Genomic DNA, 15,425 nt, shown 5'->3' on the forward strand with positions numbered 1-15,425 from the left:
CCGAGATCCGTAGGAGCCCTCGTGCGAAACCCCTCTCGCCCGCCGCTCTCTCCCGAAGCGGCCGCCGTCCTCAATGCCACCGGCCTGTCGCGCCGGACCCTGATGCGTGGCCTGTTCGCGGGTGGCGCGTTCATCGCGACGGGTGGCGCTCTCGCCGCATGCGGCACGAAGCCCGCGAAGAAGACCGAGGCGGAGAAGGCGGCGTGCACCGCCACCGACGTCTCCGCGACCGAGAAGAAGCTCAACTTCTCCAACTGGCCCCTGTATGTCGACGTCGACGAGAAGGACGAGAAGAAGCGGCCGACGCTCGACGCGTTCACCGCCAAGACCGGCATCGCCGTCACGTACAACGAAGACGTCAACGACAACAACGAGTTCTTCGGCAAGGTGCGCAACCAGCTGCAGGCCTGCCAGTCGATCGACCGCGACATCATGGTGCTCACCGACTGGATGGCCTCCCGCGTCGTCGGGCTCGGCTGGGTCCAGTCGTTCGACAACACCAAGACCCCGAACTTCACCAAGAACGCCCTCGCCACCCTGAAGAACCGGGCGTGGGACAAGGACATGAAGTTCGCCGCGCCGTGGCAGTCCGGCCTGACCGGCATCGCCTACAACGCGAAGGCGACCAAAGAGGTCCGCACCATCGACGAGCTGCTCACCCGCGCCGACCTCAAGGGCAAGGTGGCGGTGCTGTCGGAGATGCGCGACACCGTCGGGTTGATCCTCCAGTCGCAGGGCAAGGACCCCGGCACCGTCACCGACGCCGAGTTCGACGCCGCGCTGGAGAAGCTGAAGAAGGCGGTGGACTCGGGCCAGATCCGCAAGTTCACCGGCAACGACTACAAGGAAGACCTGAACAAGGGCGACATCGCGGCCTGCATCGCGTGGTCCGGCGACGTCATCCAGCTCAGCGCCGAGAACGAGGACGTCAAGTTCGTCACGCCCGAGTCGGGCCTGATGCTGTGGTCGGACAACATCCTGATCCCGTCGACGGCGACCCACAAGGCCAACGTCGAGCAGCTCATCGACTACTACTACGACCCGAAGGTCGCGGCGGAGCTGGCGGCCTACGTCAACTACATCTGCCCGGTCCAGGGCGCGCAGGACGAGATGCAGAAGCTCGACCCGGACCTGGCCAGCAACCCGCTGATCTTCCCGGACTCGGCGACCCTCGCCAAGACGAAGAGCTTCAAGGCGCTGACCGAGGACGAGGACAAGAAGTTCTCGGCGAAGTTCGAAGCGATCTCGGGGGCCTGATACATGTCCGAGCAGCGACACGGTGACAGCGGTGCCGACCTCAACCTGGTCGGCGTGACGAAGTCGTTCGGCGCCTTCACGGCCGTCGACGATCTCAGCCTGACGGTGCCCCAGGGGTCGTTCTTCGCCCTCCTCGGCGCCTCCGGCTGCGGCAAGACCACGACCCTGCGGATGATCGCCGGGCTCGAGGAGCCGACGACCGGCCGTATCCTGCTCGGCGACCAGGACGTGACGCGGCTGAGGCCGTACAAGCGCCCTGTCAACACGGTGTTCCAGAGCTACGCGCTCTTTCCGCACCTGAACATCTCCGACAACGTCGCGTTCGGCCTGCGCCGGCGCGGCGTCAAAGGCGTCGCCGACCAGGTGGAGCGGATGCTCCGCCTGGTCGACCTGGAGAGCTTCGGCAAGCGCAAGCCGGCCCAGCTCTCCGGCGGCCAGCAGCAGCGGGTCGCCCTCGCCCGGGCGCTCATCAACCACCCGCAGGTGCTGCTGCTCGACGAGCCGCTCGGGGCGCTGGATCTCAAGCTGCGCCGGCAGATGCAGGTCGAGCTCAAGCGGATCCAGACCGAGGTCGGCATCACCTTCGTGCACGTGACCCACGACCAGGAGGAGGCCATGACCATGGCCGACACGGTCGCGGTCATGAACGCCGGCCGGATCGAACAGCTCGGCAGCCCGGTGGAGATGTACGACTACCCGGGCACCGCGTTCGTCGCCAACTTCCTCGGCCAGTCGAACCTCTTCGCCGGCAGCGTCACCGGCCGCTCCGGCGACGACGTCCTCGTGGAGGCGCACGACGCCCGCTTCTCGCTGCCGGCGGTCCGTGCCCGCGCCACGGACGGTTCGGTGTGGCTCGGCGTGCGACCCGAGAAGATGCACCTCGCGACCGGCCTGGACAAGGTGCCGGCCGGCCATCAGTCCGTCACCGGCATCATCACCGATTCCTCCTACGTCGGCGTCAGCACCCAGTACCTGGTGCGGCCCGCCTGGGGCGACGAACTGACCGTGTTCGTGCCCAACTCCGGTGTCGCCGCCCCGCTCGCCGTCGCCAGCGAGGTGACCGTGCACTGGCGGCCCGAGCACGCGTTCCTGCTGTCGCGTCCCGAAGGGCAGACGGTGGCACCGGTGGTCGACGCCGAGGCACTCGCGTGAGCGCATTGGGACACGTCGGAGGATCCACCGGTACCCCGGCGAAATTGGAAAGGCCGAGGAAGCGCTGGCTGCCCTACCTGCTGCTTTTGCCCGGTGGGCTGTGGCTGATCCTGTTCTTCGCGGTGCCGGCGATCCAGCTCTTCGCGACCAGCCTCTACGACCCGAGCGGGTCGCTCGAAGAGGGCTACGCGATGACCTGGCAGTTCAGCAACTACGCCGACGCCGCCAGCGAGTACCTCCCGCACTTCATGCGTTCGCTCGGCTACGCGGCCCTCACCACCGTGATCTGCCTGCTGCTGGGCTACCCCCTCGCCTACGCGATCGCGCTCAAGGGCGGCCGGTGGAAGAACCTGCTGCTCATCTGCGTCATCGCGCCGTTCTTCACCAGCTTCCTGATCCGCACCCTGGCCTGGAAGGTCATCCTGTCGGACAACGGCTGGGTCGTGACGACGCTGGACGCGTTGCACGTGCCGCTGCCCGACGGCCGGCTCCTCGCCACCACCCCGGCCGTCATCGCCGGCCTGGTCTACAACTTCCTGCCGTTCATGGTGCTGCCGCTGTACGCCAGCCTGGAGAAGCTCGACCCGCGGCTGCTCGAGGCCGCCGGCGACCTCTACGCCCGGCCGGTCGCCCGCTTCACCCGGGTCGCGCTGCCGCTGTCGATGCCCGGCGTGGTCGCCGGCACGCTGCTCACGTTCATCCCCGCGGCCGGCGACTACATCAACGCGCAGCTGCTCGGCACCAACCGCCAGTACATGATCGGCAACGTCATCCAGTCGAAGTTCCTGAGGGTCGGCGACTACCCGAACGCCGCCGCGCTGTCGTTCACGCTGATGGCGGCGATCCTGGTCCTGGTCTTCGTCTACGTGCGGCGCGCCGGAACGGATGAGGTGCTCTGATGCTGCATCGCCTACGCCGCTGGGTCGCCGACCGCTGGGTCATGGCGATCGGGCTGATCGTGCTGCTGTACCTGTTCGTCCCCATCGGGGTCGTCGCCGCGATGTCGTTCCGCGACGCCGGCCGCAACGCGCCCTACACCCTGGAGAACTACAAGTTCACCTGGGCGCACTGGGCCGACCCGTTCGGCGCGGCCGGCATCGGGCACGCGTTCTGGCTCAGCATCGCCATCGCGGCGCTGGCCACGGCCGGTGCCGTCATCCTCGGCACGCTGATGTCGTTCGCCCTGGCCCGCCACTCGTTCCGGGGCCGGGCCGCGACCAACACGCTGATCTTCCTGCCGATGGCGACCCCGGAGATCGTCATGGGCTCGTCGCTGCTGGCGCTGTTCGTCGCCTCCGGCGTGCAGCTCGGCTTCTGGACGATCGTCATCGCCCACGTCATGTTCTGCCTGTCGTTCGTGGTCGTCACCGTCAAGGCCCGCCTGGCCGGCCTCGACCCGCGGCTGCAGGAGGCCGCGATGGACCTCTACGCCAACGAGGTGCAGACCTTCCTGCGGGTCACGCTGCCCCTGGTGATGCCCGGCATCGTGGCGGCGGCGCTGCTGTCGTTCTCGCTGTCCTTCGACGACTTCATCGTCACCAACTTCAACTCCGGCAGTGTCGTCACGTTCCCCATGTTCGTCTGGGGCGCCTCGCAGCGCGGCATCCCGCCGCAGATCAACGTGATCGGCACCGCCATGTTCGTGATCTCGTTCCTGGTCGTGCTGATCGGCCAGATCCCCAACATGCGCCGCCGGAAGGCCTGACATGCGCCTGCTCATCGTCGGCGCCGGTGGCGTCGGCTCCGCCGCCGTGCGCATCCTCGCCCGGCGTTCGTTCTTCGAGGTCTGCGTGGTCGCGGACTATTCCGCGGAGCGCGCGCAGGCGGCCGTCATGGATGCCCGTTTTGTCGCAGCGCAGGTCGATGCCTCCTCGGCCGCCGCCGTCGAGGAGCTCTGCCGGGCGAACACCATCACGCACGTGCTCAACGCCGTCGACCCGCGGTTCGTCATGCCGATCTTCGAGGGGGCGTTCGCCGCCGGCGCGCACTACCTCGACATGGCGATGTCCCTGTCGAAACCGCACGGGGAACGGCCGTACGAGGAGACCGGGGTGAAGCTCGGCGACGAGCAGTTCGCCGCCGCCGGGCAGTGGGAGGCCGCGGACCGGCTCGCCCTCGTCGGGATCGGCGTCGAGCCGGGCCTGTCCGACGTCTTCGCCCGCTACGCCGCCGACGAGCTCTTCTCGGAGGTGCACGAGATCGGCGTGCGCGACGGCGCGAACCTCGTCGTCGAGGGCTACGACTTCGCGCCGTCCTTCTCCATCTGGACGACGATCGAGGAGTGCCTGAACCCGCCGGTCATCTGGGAGCGGGAGCGCGGCTGGTACACCACCGAGCCCTTCTCCGAGCCGGAGGTCTTCGACTTCCCGGAGGGGATCGGCCCGGTCGAGTGCGTCAACGTGGAGCACGAGGAGGTCCTGCTCATCCCGCGCTGGGTCAGCAGCAACCGGGTCACGTTCAAGTACGGCCTCGGCGACGAGTTCATCGACGTGCTCAAGACCCTGCACAAGCTCGGCCTCGACTCGACCCGCAAGATACGGGTCGGCGGGGTCGAGGTCGCGCCGCGGGACGTGGTCGCCGCCTGCCTGCCCGACCCGGCCGGCCTGGGTGACCGCATGCACGGCAAGACCTGCGCGGGCACGCTGGTCACCGGCCTGGACAAGTCGGGCTTGTTGAAGAGTGTCTACCTGTACCACGTGGTCGACAACGCCTGGTCGATGCGCGAGTACGGCTCGCAGGCGGTGGTCTGGCAGACGGCGATCAACCCGGTGGTGGCGCTGGAGCTCCTCGCGTCCGGCGCCTGGCAGGGGCGCGGTGTGCTGGGGCCGGAGGCGCTGCCGCCGAAGCCGTTCCTGGAGTTGCTCACCGCATACGGCTCGCCGTGGGGTATGCAGGAGAAATGACGCGATATGGGCCGATGTACGGCCCCGACATCACGTTCCTGGGTGTGCCGCCCTGCGACCTCGCCGAACTCCCGGACGCCGACGTGGTCATCGTCGGCGCGCCGTTCGACGGTGGCACCTCACACCGGCCCGGGACCCGCTTCGGCCCGGGCGCCATCCGGCAGGCCTGCTACCTCGCCCACGACGGCTCCCGCCCGTCCCTGGCGCTGCGCGTCGACCCGCTGCGGGACCTGCGGGTCTACGACGCCGGCGACGTCGAGATGTTCTCCGGCGACGCGGCCGGCTCGGTGCGCGTGCTGGAAGACGCGGTGCACACGGTCGCGGCCACCGGTGCGATCCCGGTGATCCTCGGCGGCGATCACACGATCGCCTGGCCGGACGCCACCGGCGTGGCACGGCACGTCGGTCATGGCAGGGTGTCGATGGTCCACTTCGACGCGCACGCCGACACCGGCGACACCGAGTTCGGCTCCCTGGTCGGGCACGGCCAGCCGATGCGCCGGCTCATCGAGTCCGGCGCGGTGCGCGGCGACCGCTTCCTGCAGCTGGGTCTGCGCGGGTACTGGCCGGGCCCGGAAACGTTGGACTGGATGGCGGAGCAGCGGATGCGGTCCTACGAGATGACCGAGATCGTCGCCCGCGGCCTCGACGAGTGCCTGACCGAGGCGTTCGCGATCGCGACCGATGAGTGCGACGGCGTCTTCCTGTCCGTCGACGTGGACGTCGTCGACCCCGGCATGGCCCCGGGCACCGGCACCCCGGAGCCCGGCGGCCTCACCTCCCGGCAGCTGCTCGACGCGGTGCGGCGCTGCTGCTACGAGCTGCCGATCGCCGGCATCGACGTGGTCGAGGTGTCGCCACCCTACGACCACGCCGAGATCACCGCGTACCTCGCCAACCGCGTCGTCCTCGAAGCGCTGTCCGCCATCGCCAGGCGCCGCCGGGGCGACCCCTGGGACCCCCGCCAGCCGCTCCTGCAGGGCCGCTGACCGGGAGAGGTGTCCCAGCCCGGCGGCTGGGACACCTCCATCCTCAGAGCGCGGACTCCAGCGCGTCCAGGGCACGGCCCAGGGTGGCGTCGTCCATGACCAGCGGGGGCAGGAAGCGGATCACGTTGCCGTAGGTGCCGCAGGTGAGCAGCAGCAGCCCGGCCTGGTGCGCCGCCTTCTGGATCGCCGCGGTTCTCGCCGGGTCCGGGGTGGGACCGCCGGGGCCGGAGGCGCCCGGCACGACGATCTCCAGGGCCAGCATGGCGCCCCGCCCACGGACCTCGCCGATGAACGGGTGCGTGGCGGCGAGGGATTCCAGCCCGGGCCGCAGGACCGACTCGATCCGTCGCGCCGCCGCGGCCAGGTCGAGCTCCCGCATCGTCTCGATCGAGGCGAGCGCGGCCGCGCAGGCGACCGGGTTGCCACCGTACGTGCCGCCGAGGCCGCCGACGTGCACCGCGTCCATCAGTTCGGCCCGGCCGGTCACCGCGGCGAGCGGCAGGCCGCCGGCGATGCCCTTCGCGGTGGTGACCAGGTCCGGTTCGACGTCCTCATGGGTGGAGGCGAACCAGTCGCCGGTGCGGCAGAAGCCGGTCTGGATCTCGTCGGCGACGAACAGCGCACCGGACGCGCGGGCCCACGCGGCGATCGCCGGCAGGAACCCGGGCGCGGGCACGATGAAGCCGCCCTCGCCCTGGATCGGCTCGATCAGCACCGCGGCGACCTGATCGGCGCCGACCTGCTTCTCGATCATGCCGACGGCGAGGGCCGCCGCGTCCGCACCGGACAGCCCGTCGCGGAACGGGTAGGACATCGGCACCCGGTAGATCTCACCGGCGAACGGGCCGAAGCCGTGCTTGTAGGGCATCGCCTTCGCGGTCAGGGCCATCGTGAGGTTGGTGCGGCCGTGGTACGCGTGGTCGAACACCACGACCGCCTGCCGCCCGGTCGCGTGCCGGGCGATCTTCACCGCGTTCTCGACGGCCTCGGCGCCGGAGTTGAACAGCGCCGAACGCTTCTCGAACGCGCCCGGGGTGAGCGCGTTGAGCTGCTCGCACACGGCGACGTAGCTCTCGTACGGCGCGATCATGAAGCAGGTGTGGGTGAAGCGCTCGACCTGCCGCCGCACCGCCTCCACCACCTTCGGCGACGCGTTGCCGACGTTGGTGACGGCGATGCCGGCGGCCAGGTCGATCCACTCCCGGCCGTCCACGTCGGTCAGCGTGCCGCCGGACGCGTGGTCCACATAGGACGTGATCATGCTGCCGATGCCGCGGGCGACCGCCGCCGTCCGCCGTTTGTGGAGGTCCTCAGAAGTATTCATCGGCCGCCCATCACAGGTCGATGTTGTGCATGACGTGCTTGATCCGGGTGTAGTCCTCCAGCCCGTACATGGACAGGTCCTTGCCGTAGCCGGAGGACTTGAAGCCGCCGTGCGGCATCTCGGCGACGATCGGGATGTGGGCGTTGACCCACACGCAGCCGAAGTCGAGCCGGCGGGTCATCCGCATCGCCCGGCCGTGGTCCTTCGTCCAGACCGAGGAGGACAGCCCGTACTCCACGCCGTTGGCCCAGCGGACCGCCTCGTCCTCGTCGGTGAAGCGCTGCACGGTGATGACGGGCCCGAAGACCTCGTCCTGGATGATCTCGTCGTCCTGGCGCAGGCCGGACACGACGGTGGGGGAGTAGAAGTAGCCCTTGTCGCCGACCCGCGCGCCGCCCGCGTTGAGCTTCGCGTGGTCGGGCAGCCGGTCCAGGAACCCGGCGACCCGGGCCAGCTGGTTGGCGTTGTTCAGCGGGCCGTAGAGCACGTCCTCGTCGTCGGGCGCGCCGGTCTTCGTCGCGGCGGCCTGCTCGGCGATCGCGGCCACGAAGTCGTCATAGATGCCGGGGCCGGCGAGCACGCGGGTCGCCGCGGTGCAGTCCTGCCCCGCGTTGAAGTAGCCGGCGACCGCGATCGCCTCGGCGGCCGCTTCCAGGTCCGCGTCGTCGAAGACCACGACCGGCGCCTTGCCGCCGAGCTCCAGGTGGGTGCGCTTGAGCATGGGCGCGGCGGCGCCGGCCACCTCGCGGCCCGCGCGCACCGAGCCGGTGATCGACACGAACTGCGGCGTCGGGTGCGACACCAGGGCGCGGCCGGTGTCCCGGTCGCCGGTGACCACGTTGAGCACGCCCGGCGGCAGGAACTCCGCCGCCAGCTCGGCCAGCAGCAGCGACGACACCGGGGTGGTGTCCGACGGCTTGAGCACGACGGTGTTGCCGGCGGCCAGGGCCGGCGCGATCTTCCAGATGGCCATCATCAGTGGGTAGTTCCACGGGGTCACCTGCGCGCAGACGCCGATCGGCTCGCGGCGCACGTAGCTGGTGTGACCCTTCATGTACTCCCCGGCGGACTTGCCCTCCAGCACCCGGGCGGCGCCGGCGAAGAAGCGGACCTGGTCGACCGCCGGCGGCAGCTCGTCGCTGGTGGTCAGGGCGCGGGGCTTGCCCGTGTTCTGGCACTCGGCGTCGATGAGCTCGGCCGCGCGGTCCTCCATGGCGTCGGCGAGCTTCAGCAGCGCCCGCTGCCGCTCCGCGGGCGTGGCGTCGCGCCACGTCTCGAACGCCTTGCTGGCCGCCTTCACCGCGCGGTCGACGTCGGCCTCGCCCGAGATCGGCGCGGCGGCGAACACCTCACCGGTCGAGGGGTCGATCAGGTCCGAATAACGGCCGTCGGCGGGCTCCACGTGGGCGCCGTCGATGAAGTTCTGCAATTGCTTGGTCATTGTCCACTCCTTTGAGTGCCGGCAGCCACATCCTTCCACCGATTCCGCAGCGCACAACCCTTTGAGCAACTGTTTCCATGCTGTGAAGCGGCGTAGGCTGAGGTTGTGACCCCGTTCTTCATTGCCGGCCGGCCGGCGAGCAGCGACGACGTCGTCGAGATCCGCCACCCGTTCGACGGCCGCGTGGTCGGCAGCACCTCCAACGCCACCCCGGCGCAGGTCGAGGAGGCGGTTTCCAAGGCAGCGTCGGTGCGGGCGGAGGCCGCCGGCCTGCCCGCCAGCGCCCGGGCCGCGGCGCTGGACCACGTGAGTGCCCGCCTCAAGGAGCGCGCCGAGGAGATCGCCCGGCTCATCACCGGGGAGAACGGCAAGCCCCTGAAGTGGTCCCGCGGCGAGGTCGGCCGCGCCGTGTCCACGTTCCGGTGGGCCGCCGAGGAGGCCCGCCGCTTCTCCGGCGCCGTGCAACGCCTCGACACCGACCCCGCCGCGACCGGCCGGATCGCCCTGGTCAAGCGGGTGCCGAAGGGGCCGGTGCTCGGCATCTCGCCGTTCAACTTCCCGCTCAACCTGGTCGCGCACAAGGTCGCCCCGGCGATCGCGGTCGGCGCGCCGATCGTGCTCAAGCCCGCGCCGGCGACCCCGCTCAGCGCGCTGCTGCTCGGGGAGATCCTGGCCGAGACCGATCTGCCCACCGGCATGTGGTCGATCCTGCCGATCCCCAACGACCGCGCCCCGGCCCTGGTCGCCGACCCGCGCCTGCCCGTGGTGTCCTTCACCGGCTCCGGCCCGGTCGGCTGGCAGATCCGCGAGGCCGTGCCCCGCAAGCACGTCACCCTCGAGCTCGGCGGCAACGCCGCGGTCCTGGTCTGCGAGGACTGGGACGACCTCGACTGGGCCGCGACCCGGATCGCCACCTTCTCCAACTACCAGGCCGGGCAGAGCTGCATCGCGGTGCAGCGGGTGTACGTGCACGACCGGCACTTCGACGCGCTCAGCGACAAGCTGGTCGCGGCCGTCGAGGCTCAGGTGAGCGGCTCGCCGTGGGAGGACGCCACCGACGTCGGACCGCTGATCAGCGCGGCCGCGGCCGAGCGGGTCGAGTCCTGGGTCGGCGAGGCCGTCGCCGCCGGCGCGAAGCTGCTCACCGGCGGCACCCGCGACGGCGCCACCTACGCCCCGACAGTCCTGACCGGCGTCCCCGCCGACGCGAAGGTGGTCGCCGAGGAGGTCTTCGGCCCGGTCCTCGTCCTGGAGCGGGTCCCCTCCGACGCGGCCGGCCTGGCCGCCGTCAACGAATCGGAGTTCGGTCTGCAGGCCGGTGTCTTCACCCGCCGCCTCGACCGTGCCTTCGAGGCGCACCGCGTCCTTGACGTCGGCGGCGTCATCGTCGGCGACGTGCCGAGCTACCGCGCCGACCAGATGCCCTACGGCGGCGCCAAGGCCAGCGGCGTCGGCCGGGAGGGCCTGGCCAGCGCCATGGCCGACTACACCGAGGACCGGGTCATGGTTCTGACAGGGCTGCAGCTCTAGGGCTTTTTCGCCGAGCCCGGCGGCCGTTCCTGCGTCTCGTGCAGCCGCTGGTCCCAGACGTCGGGCTCCAGGAAGACGAAGCACTCGTCGTCGAGGTCGTCGCGGATGCGGGCCTCGACGCGGTTGATCGCGTCAGTGACGTGCGCCACCGTCTCGTCCGCGGCGAAGGCCACCTTCGCCGCGATGAGCAGCTGGTCGGGGCCCAGGTGCATGGTGCGCAGGTGGATCATCCGCTGGACCAGGGGTTCGGCCTCGATCGCGGCCTCGATCCGCCGCAGCGTCTCCTGGTCGGCCGACTCGCCGATCAGGAGGCTGCGCATCCGCGTCGACAGGGTGATCGAGATGATGACCAGCAGCACGCCGATCGCGATGGTGCCGACCGCGTCCCAGCGCCCGTCGCCGGTGACGACGGCGAGGGTGATGCCGACCGTGGCGAAGAACAGGCCGGTCAGCGCGCCGAAGTCCTCGGCGAGCACCACCGGCAGCTCCGGCGACCGGGTGGTCCTGATGAACCGCAGCCACGGCAGCCCCCGCCGCTCCGGTTGCGCCTCGTGCACCGCCGTGCGCAGGGAGAAGGACTCCAGCACGATCGAGACGCCGAGCACCGCGAACGCCCACACCGGCGACTCGACCGGCTCCGGGGCGTGCAGCTTCTGCCATCCCTCGAAGAGTGCGAAGACGCCACCGACGAGGAAGATGACCAGGGTCACCAGAAAGCCGTAGAAGTAGCGGAACCGCTGGTAGCCGAACGGGTGCAGCGGCGACGCCGCCCGCTTGGCCCGGCGGCCGCCGAGGAGCAGCAGCAGCTGGTTGGCGGTGTCGGCGACGGAGTGCACGGCCTCGGCCAGCAGCGCCGAGGACCCCGTGAAGAGGAACGCGACGAACTTGCTGACGGCGATGCCGAGGTTGGCGGCGAACGCGGCGACGATCGCCCTGATGGAGTTACCTTCCTCGGCCACGCTCAAGCTGATACCACATCGGCGACGGGAACTAACAGTCGCAACTCCGGACTGACACGTACGCGGAACGTCACCGCACTAGGCTTCGGCGTAGGACAGCGACCACGACAGGAGCGCGGACTGTGATCGACCTGAGCCGGATCGTCAAGGCCTACGATGTGCGGGGGACGGTGCCCGACCAGCTCGACGAGCCGGTCGCCGAGGCCCTCGGCAGGGCGTTTGTGCAGACGCTGCGCAGCCGCGGCGAGTTCGCCGACAGGGTGGTGACCGCGCACGACATGCGCGAGTCCGGCCCGGCGCTCGCGTCCGCGTTCGCGAACGGGGTGCGGGCCGAGGGCGCCGACGTGGTCGAGGCGGGACTCGGTTCGACGGACCTGCTGTACTTCGCCTCCGGCACGCTGGACCTGCCGGGCGCCATGTTCACGGCCAGTCACAACCCGGCCCAGTACAACGGCATCAAGCTGTGCAAGCAGGGGGCGAAGCCGGTCGGGCAGGACTCGGGTCTCGCCGAGATCCGCGAGCGCGCGCAGGCAATCCTGGAGGGCCGGGGCGAGCCGGCGGCCGCGACCCGGCACGGCACCATCGAGCAGCACGGCATGCTGGCGGACTACGCGAGCTACCTGCGCGGCCTGGTCGACCTCACCGGCATCCGGCCACTGACCGTCGTGGTCGACGCCGGCAACGGCATGGGCGGCTACACGGTGCCGGCGGTGCTCGGCGAGGGCCTGCCGCTGACGATCATCCCGCTCTACTTCGAGCTGGACGGCTCGTTCCCCAACCACGAGGCCAACCCCCTGGAGCCGGCGAACCTGCTGGACCTGCAGGCGAAGGTCCGCGAGACCGGCGCCGACCTGGGCCTGGCCTTCGACGGTGACGCCGACCGCTGCTTCGTCATCGACGAGCGCGGCGAGGCCGTCTCGCCCTCGACGATCACCTCGATGGTGGCGGTCCGGGAGCTGGCGAAGGCGCCCGGCGCCACGATCATCCACAACCTCATCACCTCCCGGGCGGTGCCGGAGATCGTGCGGGAGCACGGCGGCGTCCCGGTCCGCACCCGCGTCGGGCACTCGTTCATCAAGGCCGAGATGGCCACGACCGGCGCCGTCTTCGGCGGCGAGCACTCCGCGCACTACTACTTCAGCGACTTCTGGGGCGCCGACACCGGCATGCTGGCCGCGATGCACACCCTGGCGATGCTCGGCGGCCAGGCCGCCCCGCTGTCGGCGCTGACCAAGGACTACGTGCGTTACGCGGACTCCGGGGAGATCAACTCGACGGTCGCCGACCCGGCCGCGAAGATGGCCGAGATCGAGGCCGCCTACCCGGTGCCGGTCGACCGGCTCGACGGGATCACCCTGGACTTCCCCGACGGCAGCTGGGTCAGTGTGCGCCCGTCCAACACCGAGCCGCTCCTGCGGCTTAACGTGGAGGCGCCCACCGCTGAGCGGATGGCAGCCCTGCGCGATGAAATGCTAGACGTCATCCGCCGCTGACGATCGCCGCTAGAAGGAGTTGGAACAGACGTGTCCGTCGACCCCGCCCTGCTTTCCATCTTGCGTTGTCCGGACGAGCACCACGCCGAGCTGACGCTCGACGAGGAAGCGCAGACGCTGACCTGCACGCAGTGCGGGCGGATCTACGAGATCCGGGACGGCATCCCGGTGCTGCTGCTCGACGAGGCCCGGCTCCCCGAGGGTGGTGCCGCATGAACCCCCTGGAGGGCACCGCAGGCGTCCGCGGGCACCGCGAGATCGACCTGTCGCTGCTCGACGACGCCGCGGCCCTGGAGCGCAACGACCCGGGCGGCATGCTGCGCGCCACCGCGTCCGCCGGTGCCCAGGTCCGCGAGTCGGCGGCCCTCGCGGCCGAGACCGACCTGAGCGCCCTCGCCGACGAGGGCCGGCCCCGCGCCGTCGTCGTCGCCGGGGTCGGCACCGCCGCGCGCACCGGCGACATCCTGGAGACGGTGGCCGGCCCGCGCTGCCCGGTGCCGGTGCTCGCGCACCGCAGCGCCGGCATCCCGGGCTGGGTCGGCGCGGCCGACGTCGTCATCGCCGTCTCCGCCTCCGGTCGCTCGCCGGAGGCCCTGGCCGCCGCCGAGGCCGCCGGCCGTCGCGGCGCCCGGCTGGTCGCGATCGGCGCCCCGGACACGCAGTTGCACGCGCTCGCCGACCGCTTCCGCGCGCCGTTCATCCCGGTGCCGCGCCGCGCCCCGGCCCGCGCCAGCCTGTGGGGGCTGGCCGTGCCGGTGCTCCTGGCCGGCCGGCAGCTCGGGCTGGTCAAGGTCAACGAGGCGGACTTCGCGGAGACCGCGGCCCGGCTCGACGCCGACGCCGACCGGTGCCGCATGACGCTGGAGTCGTTCGTCAACCCGGGCAAGAGCCTCGCGCTCGACCTGGCCCGCTCGGTGCCGATCGTGTGGGGCTCCTCGCCCCTGGCGAACGTCGCGGCCCGCCGCTTCGGCGACGTCCTGGCCGCCAACGCCCGCTACCCCGCCGTCGCCGGCGCCCTCGGCGAGGCGGGCCGGGGCCGGGTCGGCCTGCTCGACGGCGTCTACGGCGGCCTGGCCGAGGCCGGCCGCGACATCTTCGCCGACCCCTCCGACGAGGACGAGTCGGTGACCCGGCTGCGACTGGTCCTGCTCCGCGACGGCGGCCTCGCCGAGGACGAGGAAGAGGCCGACGGCGAGCCCTCCGCGGTGGAGGAGAGGCGGGCCGAGGCGGTCCAGCAGCTCGCCGAGCGCCGTGGCGTGCGGGTGAGCCTGATCACCGCCGAGGGCGGTTCGGCGCTGGAGCGACTTGCGTCTCTCGTCGCGGTGCCGGACTTCGCTTCGATCTATCTTGGACTCGCGCACGGCTTCGACCCGATGGCCGTGCCCGCGGTCTCGGAGATGAAGGAGCTGGTCAGTCCATGAGCACCGAAGGTGGTACGAAAGCCGTTGTCGCGGCTTTGTTCGCGAACCTCGGCATCGCTGTCACCAAGTTCGTGGCGTTCCTGCTCACCGGGTCGTCGTCGATGCTGGCCGAGTCGATCCACTCCATTGCCGACTCCGGCAACCAGGGCCTGCTGCTCTTCGGCGGTCGCCAGGCCAAGCGGCGCGCCGACGCCGAGCACCCGTTCGGCTACGGCCGGGAGCGCTACGTCTACGCGTTCGTCGTCGCGGTCGTGCTGTTCTTCGTCGGCGGGATCTTCGCGCTCTACGAGGCCTGGCACAAGATCGGCCACCCCGAGCCGATCGACCAGTGGCAGTGGGTCCCCGTCACCGTGCTCGTCGCCGCGATCGTGATGGAGAGCCTGTCCTTCCGCACCGCGATCATCGAGACGCAGAAGATCAAGGGCAACGTCACCTGGTGGCAGTTCATCCGCCGGGCGAAGCAGCCGGAGCTGCCGGTCATCCTGCTCGAGGACCTCGCCGCCCTGGTCGGCCTGGTGCTCGCCCTGTTCGGCGTCAGCCTCACCCTGATCACCGGTGACGGGATCTGGGACGGCGTCGGCACCGCCGCGATCGGCGTGCTGCTGATCGTCGTCGCCGCGATCCTCGCGGTGGAGATGAAGGGCCTGCTGGTCGGCGAGGCCGCGTCCCCGGAGCAGATCGCTCAGATCAAGGCCGCCATCGTCGCCGGGCCCGAGGTCGAGTCGCTGATCCACATGCGCACCGTGCACCTGGGCCCCGACGAGCTGCTGGTCGCGGCGAAGATCGCGGTCCGGCACGACGAGACCGCGGCCGAGGTGGCCCGGGGCATCGACGCGGCCGAGGCCCGGATCCGCGCGGCGGTGCCGATCGCCACGATCATCTACCTGGAGCCCGACATCTACCAGGCCGGGAAGCCCTCCTCGGGGCCGCTGCCGGACACCGCGGAGGCACACTAG

At 70.8% G+C, this 15,425-nt stretch carries 14 protein-coding genes; 11 read left to right on the top strand and 3 right to left on the bottom strand.

The window, feature by feature from the left end; genetic code table 11:
• Positions 1-21 precede the first annotated feature (21 nt).
• Genes ACFPIJ_RS54745 through speB form a run of 6 tightly spaced genes read left to right on the top strand, consistent with a single transcriptional unit; the run spans position 22 to position 6,301 of the window.
• The gene (locus tag ACFPIJ_RS54745) at positions 22-1,257 is read left to right on the top strand and encodes a polyamine ABC transporter substrate-binding protein (RefSeq protein WP_380127517.1); all 1,236 of its coding nucleotides are present in this window, start codon (positions 22-24) and stop codon (positions 1,255-1,257) included.
• A gap of 3 nt (positions 1,258-1,260) precedes the next feature.
• The gene (locus ACFPIJ_RS54750; protein ID WP_380127518.1) at positions 1,261-2,409 is read left to right on the top strand and encodes an ABC transporter ATP-binding protein; all 1,149 of its coding nucleotides are present in this window, start codon (positions 1,261-1,263) and stop codon (positions 2,407-2,409) included.
• Positions 2,406-3,308, top strand: coding sequence for an ABC transporter permease (locus ACFPIJ_RS54755; RefSeq protein WP_380127519.1), 903 nt, complete (start codon positions 2,406-2,408; stop codon positions 3,306-3,308). The genes ACFPIJ_RS54750 and ACFPIJ_RS54755 overlap by 4 nt, the downstream gene beginning before the upstream one ends.
• A gap of 2 nt (positions 3,309-3,310) precedes the next feature.
• On the top strand, positions 3,311-4,114 hold the full coding sequence (locus ACFPIJ_RS54760) for an ABC transporter permease (RefSeq protein ID WP_380127695.1): 804 nt from the start codon (positions 3,311-3,313) through the stop codon (positions 4,112-4,114).
• Position 4,115: 1 nt separating this feature from the next.
• A complete protein-coding gene (locus ACFPIJ_RS54765) occupies positions 4,116-5,312 on the top strand; it encodes a saccharopine dehydrogenase family protein (protein ID WP_380127520.1) in 1,197 nt (398 codons plus the stop codon).
• Positions 5,309-6,301 (top strand): agmatinase, encoded by a 993-nt coding sequence (gene speB, locus ACFPIJ_RS54770; protein WP_380127521.1) that lies wholly within the window; start codon positions 5,309-5,311, stop codon positions 6,299-6,301. Before ACFPIJ_RS54765 ends, speB begins: the two co-directional genes overlap by 4 nt.
• A gap of 43 nt (positions 6,302-6,344) precedes the next feature.
• Here speB and gabT read toward each other — a convergent pair whose 3' ends face one another.
• Positions 6,345-7,625 (bottom strand): 4-aminobutyrate--2-oxoglutarate transaminase, encoded by a 1,281-nt coding sequence (gene gabT / locus ACFPIJ_RS54775; protein ID WP_380127522.1) that lies wholly within the window; start codon positions 7,623-7,625, stop codon positions 6,345-6,347.
• Between the two features lie 10 nt (positions 7,626-7,635).
• The gene (locus ACFPIJ_RS54780) at positions 7,636-9,066 is read right to left on the bottom strand and encodes a gamma-aminobutyraldehyde dehydrogenase (protein ID WP_380127523.1); all 1,431 of its coding nucleotides are present in this window, start codon (positions 9,064-9,066) and stop codon (positions 7,636-7,638) included.
• Between the two features lie 105 nt (positions 9,067-9,171).
• On the opposite strand from ACFPIJ_RS54780, the gene ACFPIJ_RS54785 reads away from it, so the two are divergent.
• Positions 9,172-10,596: an aldehyde dehydrogenase family protein gene (locus ACFPIJ_RS54785; protein WP_380127524.1), complete on the top strand. Its 1,425-nt coding sequence runs from the start codon at positions 9,172-9,174 to the stop codon at positions 10,594-10,596.
• Here the strand turns inward: ACFPIJ_RS54785 and ACFPIJ_RS54790 are convergent.
• Positions 10,593-11,555 carry a cation diffusion facilitator family transporter gene (locus ACFPIJ_RS54790; RefSeq protein WP_380127525.1) on the bottom strand — a complete coding sequence of 321 codons (963 nt, stop codon included), beginning with the start codon at positions 11,553-11,555 and terminating at the stop codon, positions 10,593-10,595. The genes ACFPIJ_RS54785 and ACFPIJ_RS54790 overlap by 4 nt on opposite strands.
• A gap of 122 nt (positions 11,556-11,677) precedes the next feature.
• Here ACFPIJ_RS54790 and ACFPIJ_RS54795 point away from each other — a divergent pair, with 122 nt between their 5' ends.
• From ACFPIJ_RS54795 to ACFPIJ_RS54810, 4 genes are read left to right on the top strand one after another with little or no spacing between them, the layout of a single operon-like run.
• The gene (locus ACFPIJ_RS54795; protein ID WP_380127526.1) at positions 11,678-13,048 is read left to right on the top strand and encodes a phosphomannomutase/phosphoglucomutase; all 1,371 of its coding nucleotides are present in this window, start codon (positions 11,678-11,680) and stop codon (positions 13,046-13,048) included.
• A gap of 30 nt (positions 13,049-13,078) precedes the next feature.
• Positions 13,079-13,264, top strand: coding sequence for a Trm112 family protein (locus tag ACFPIJ_RS54800; protein ID WP_203845344.1), 186 nt, complete (start codon positions 13,079-13,081; stop codon positions 13,262-13,264).
• Positions 13,261-14,469: an SIS domain-containing protein gene (locus ACFPIJ_RS54805; RefSeq protein WP_380127527.1), complete on the top strand. Its 1,209-nt coding sequence runs from the start codon at positions 13,261-13,263 to the stop codon at positions 14,467-14,469. Before ACFPIJ_RS54800 ends, ACFPIJ_RS54805 begins: the two co-directional genes overlap by 4 nt.
• Positions 14,466-15,425, top strand: coding sequence for a cation diffusion facilitator family transporter (locus ACFPIJ_RS54810; RefSeq protein ID WP_380127528.1), 960 nt, complete (start codon positions 14,466-14,468; stop codon positions 15,423-15,425). The genes ACFPIJ_RS54805 and ACFPIJ_RS54810 overlap by 4 nt, the downstream gene beginning before the upstream one ends.

The organism is Dactylosporangium cerinum, assembly GCF_042653625.1.
Taxonomy (GTDB): domain Bacteria; phylum Actinomycetota; class Actinomycetes; order Mycobacteriales; family Micromonosporaceae; genus Dactylosporangium; species Dactylosporangium cerinum.

Coding starts and splice junctions, on each gene's coding strand:
- gabT (WP_380127522.1), bottom strand. CDS start 7,625: ATGAATACTTCTGAGGACCTCCACAAACGGCGGACGGCGGCGGTCGCC.
- ACFPIJ_RS54810 (WP_380127528.1), top strand. CDS start 14,466: ATGAGCACCGAAGGTGGTACGAAAGCCGTTGTCGCGGCTTTGTTCGCG.
- speB (WP_380127521.1), top strand. CDS start 5,309: ATGACGCGATATGGGCCGATGTACGGCCCCGACATCACGTTCCTGGGT.
- ACFPIJ_RS54765 (WP_380127520.1), top strand. CDS start 4,116: ATGCGCCTGCTCATCGTCGGCGCCGGTGGCGTCGGCTCCGCCGCCGTG.
- ACFPIJ_RS54805 (WP_380127527.1), top strand. CDS start 13,261: ATGAACCCCCTGGAGGGCACCGCAGGCGTCCGCGGGCACCGCGAGATC.
- ACFPIJ_RS54750 (WP_380127518.1), top strand. CDS start 1,261: ATGTCCGAGCAGCGACACGGTGACAGCGGTGCCGACCTCAACCTGGTC.
- ACFPIJ_RS54780 (WP_380127523.1), bottom strand. CDS start 9,066: ATGACCAAGCAATTGCAGAACTTCATCGACGGCGCCCACGTGGAGCCC.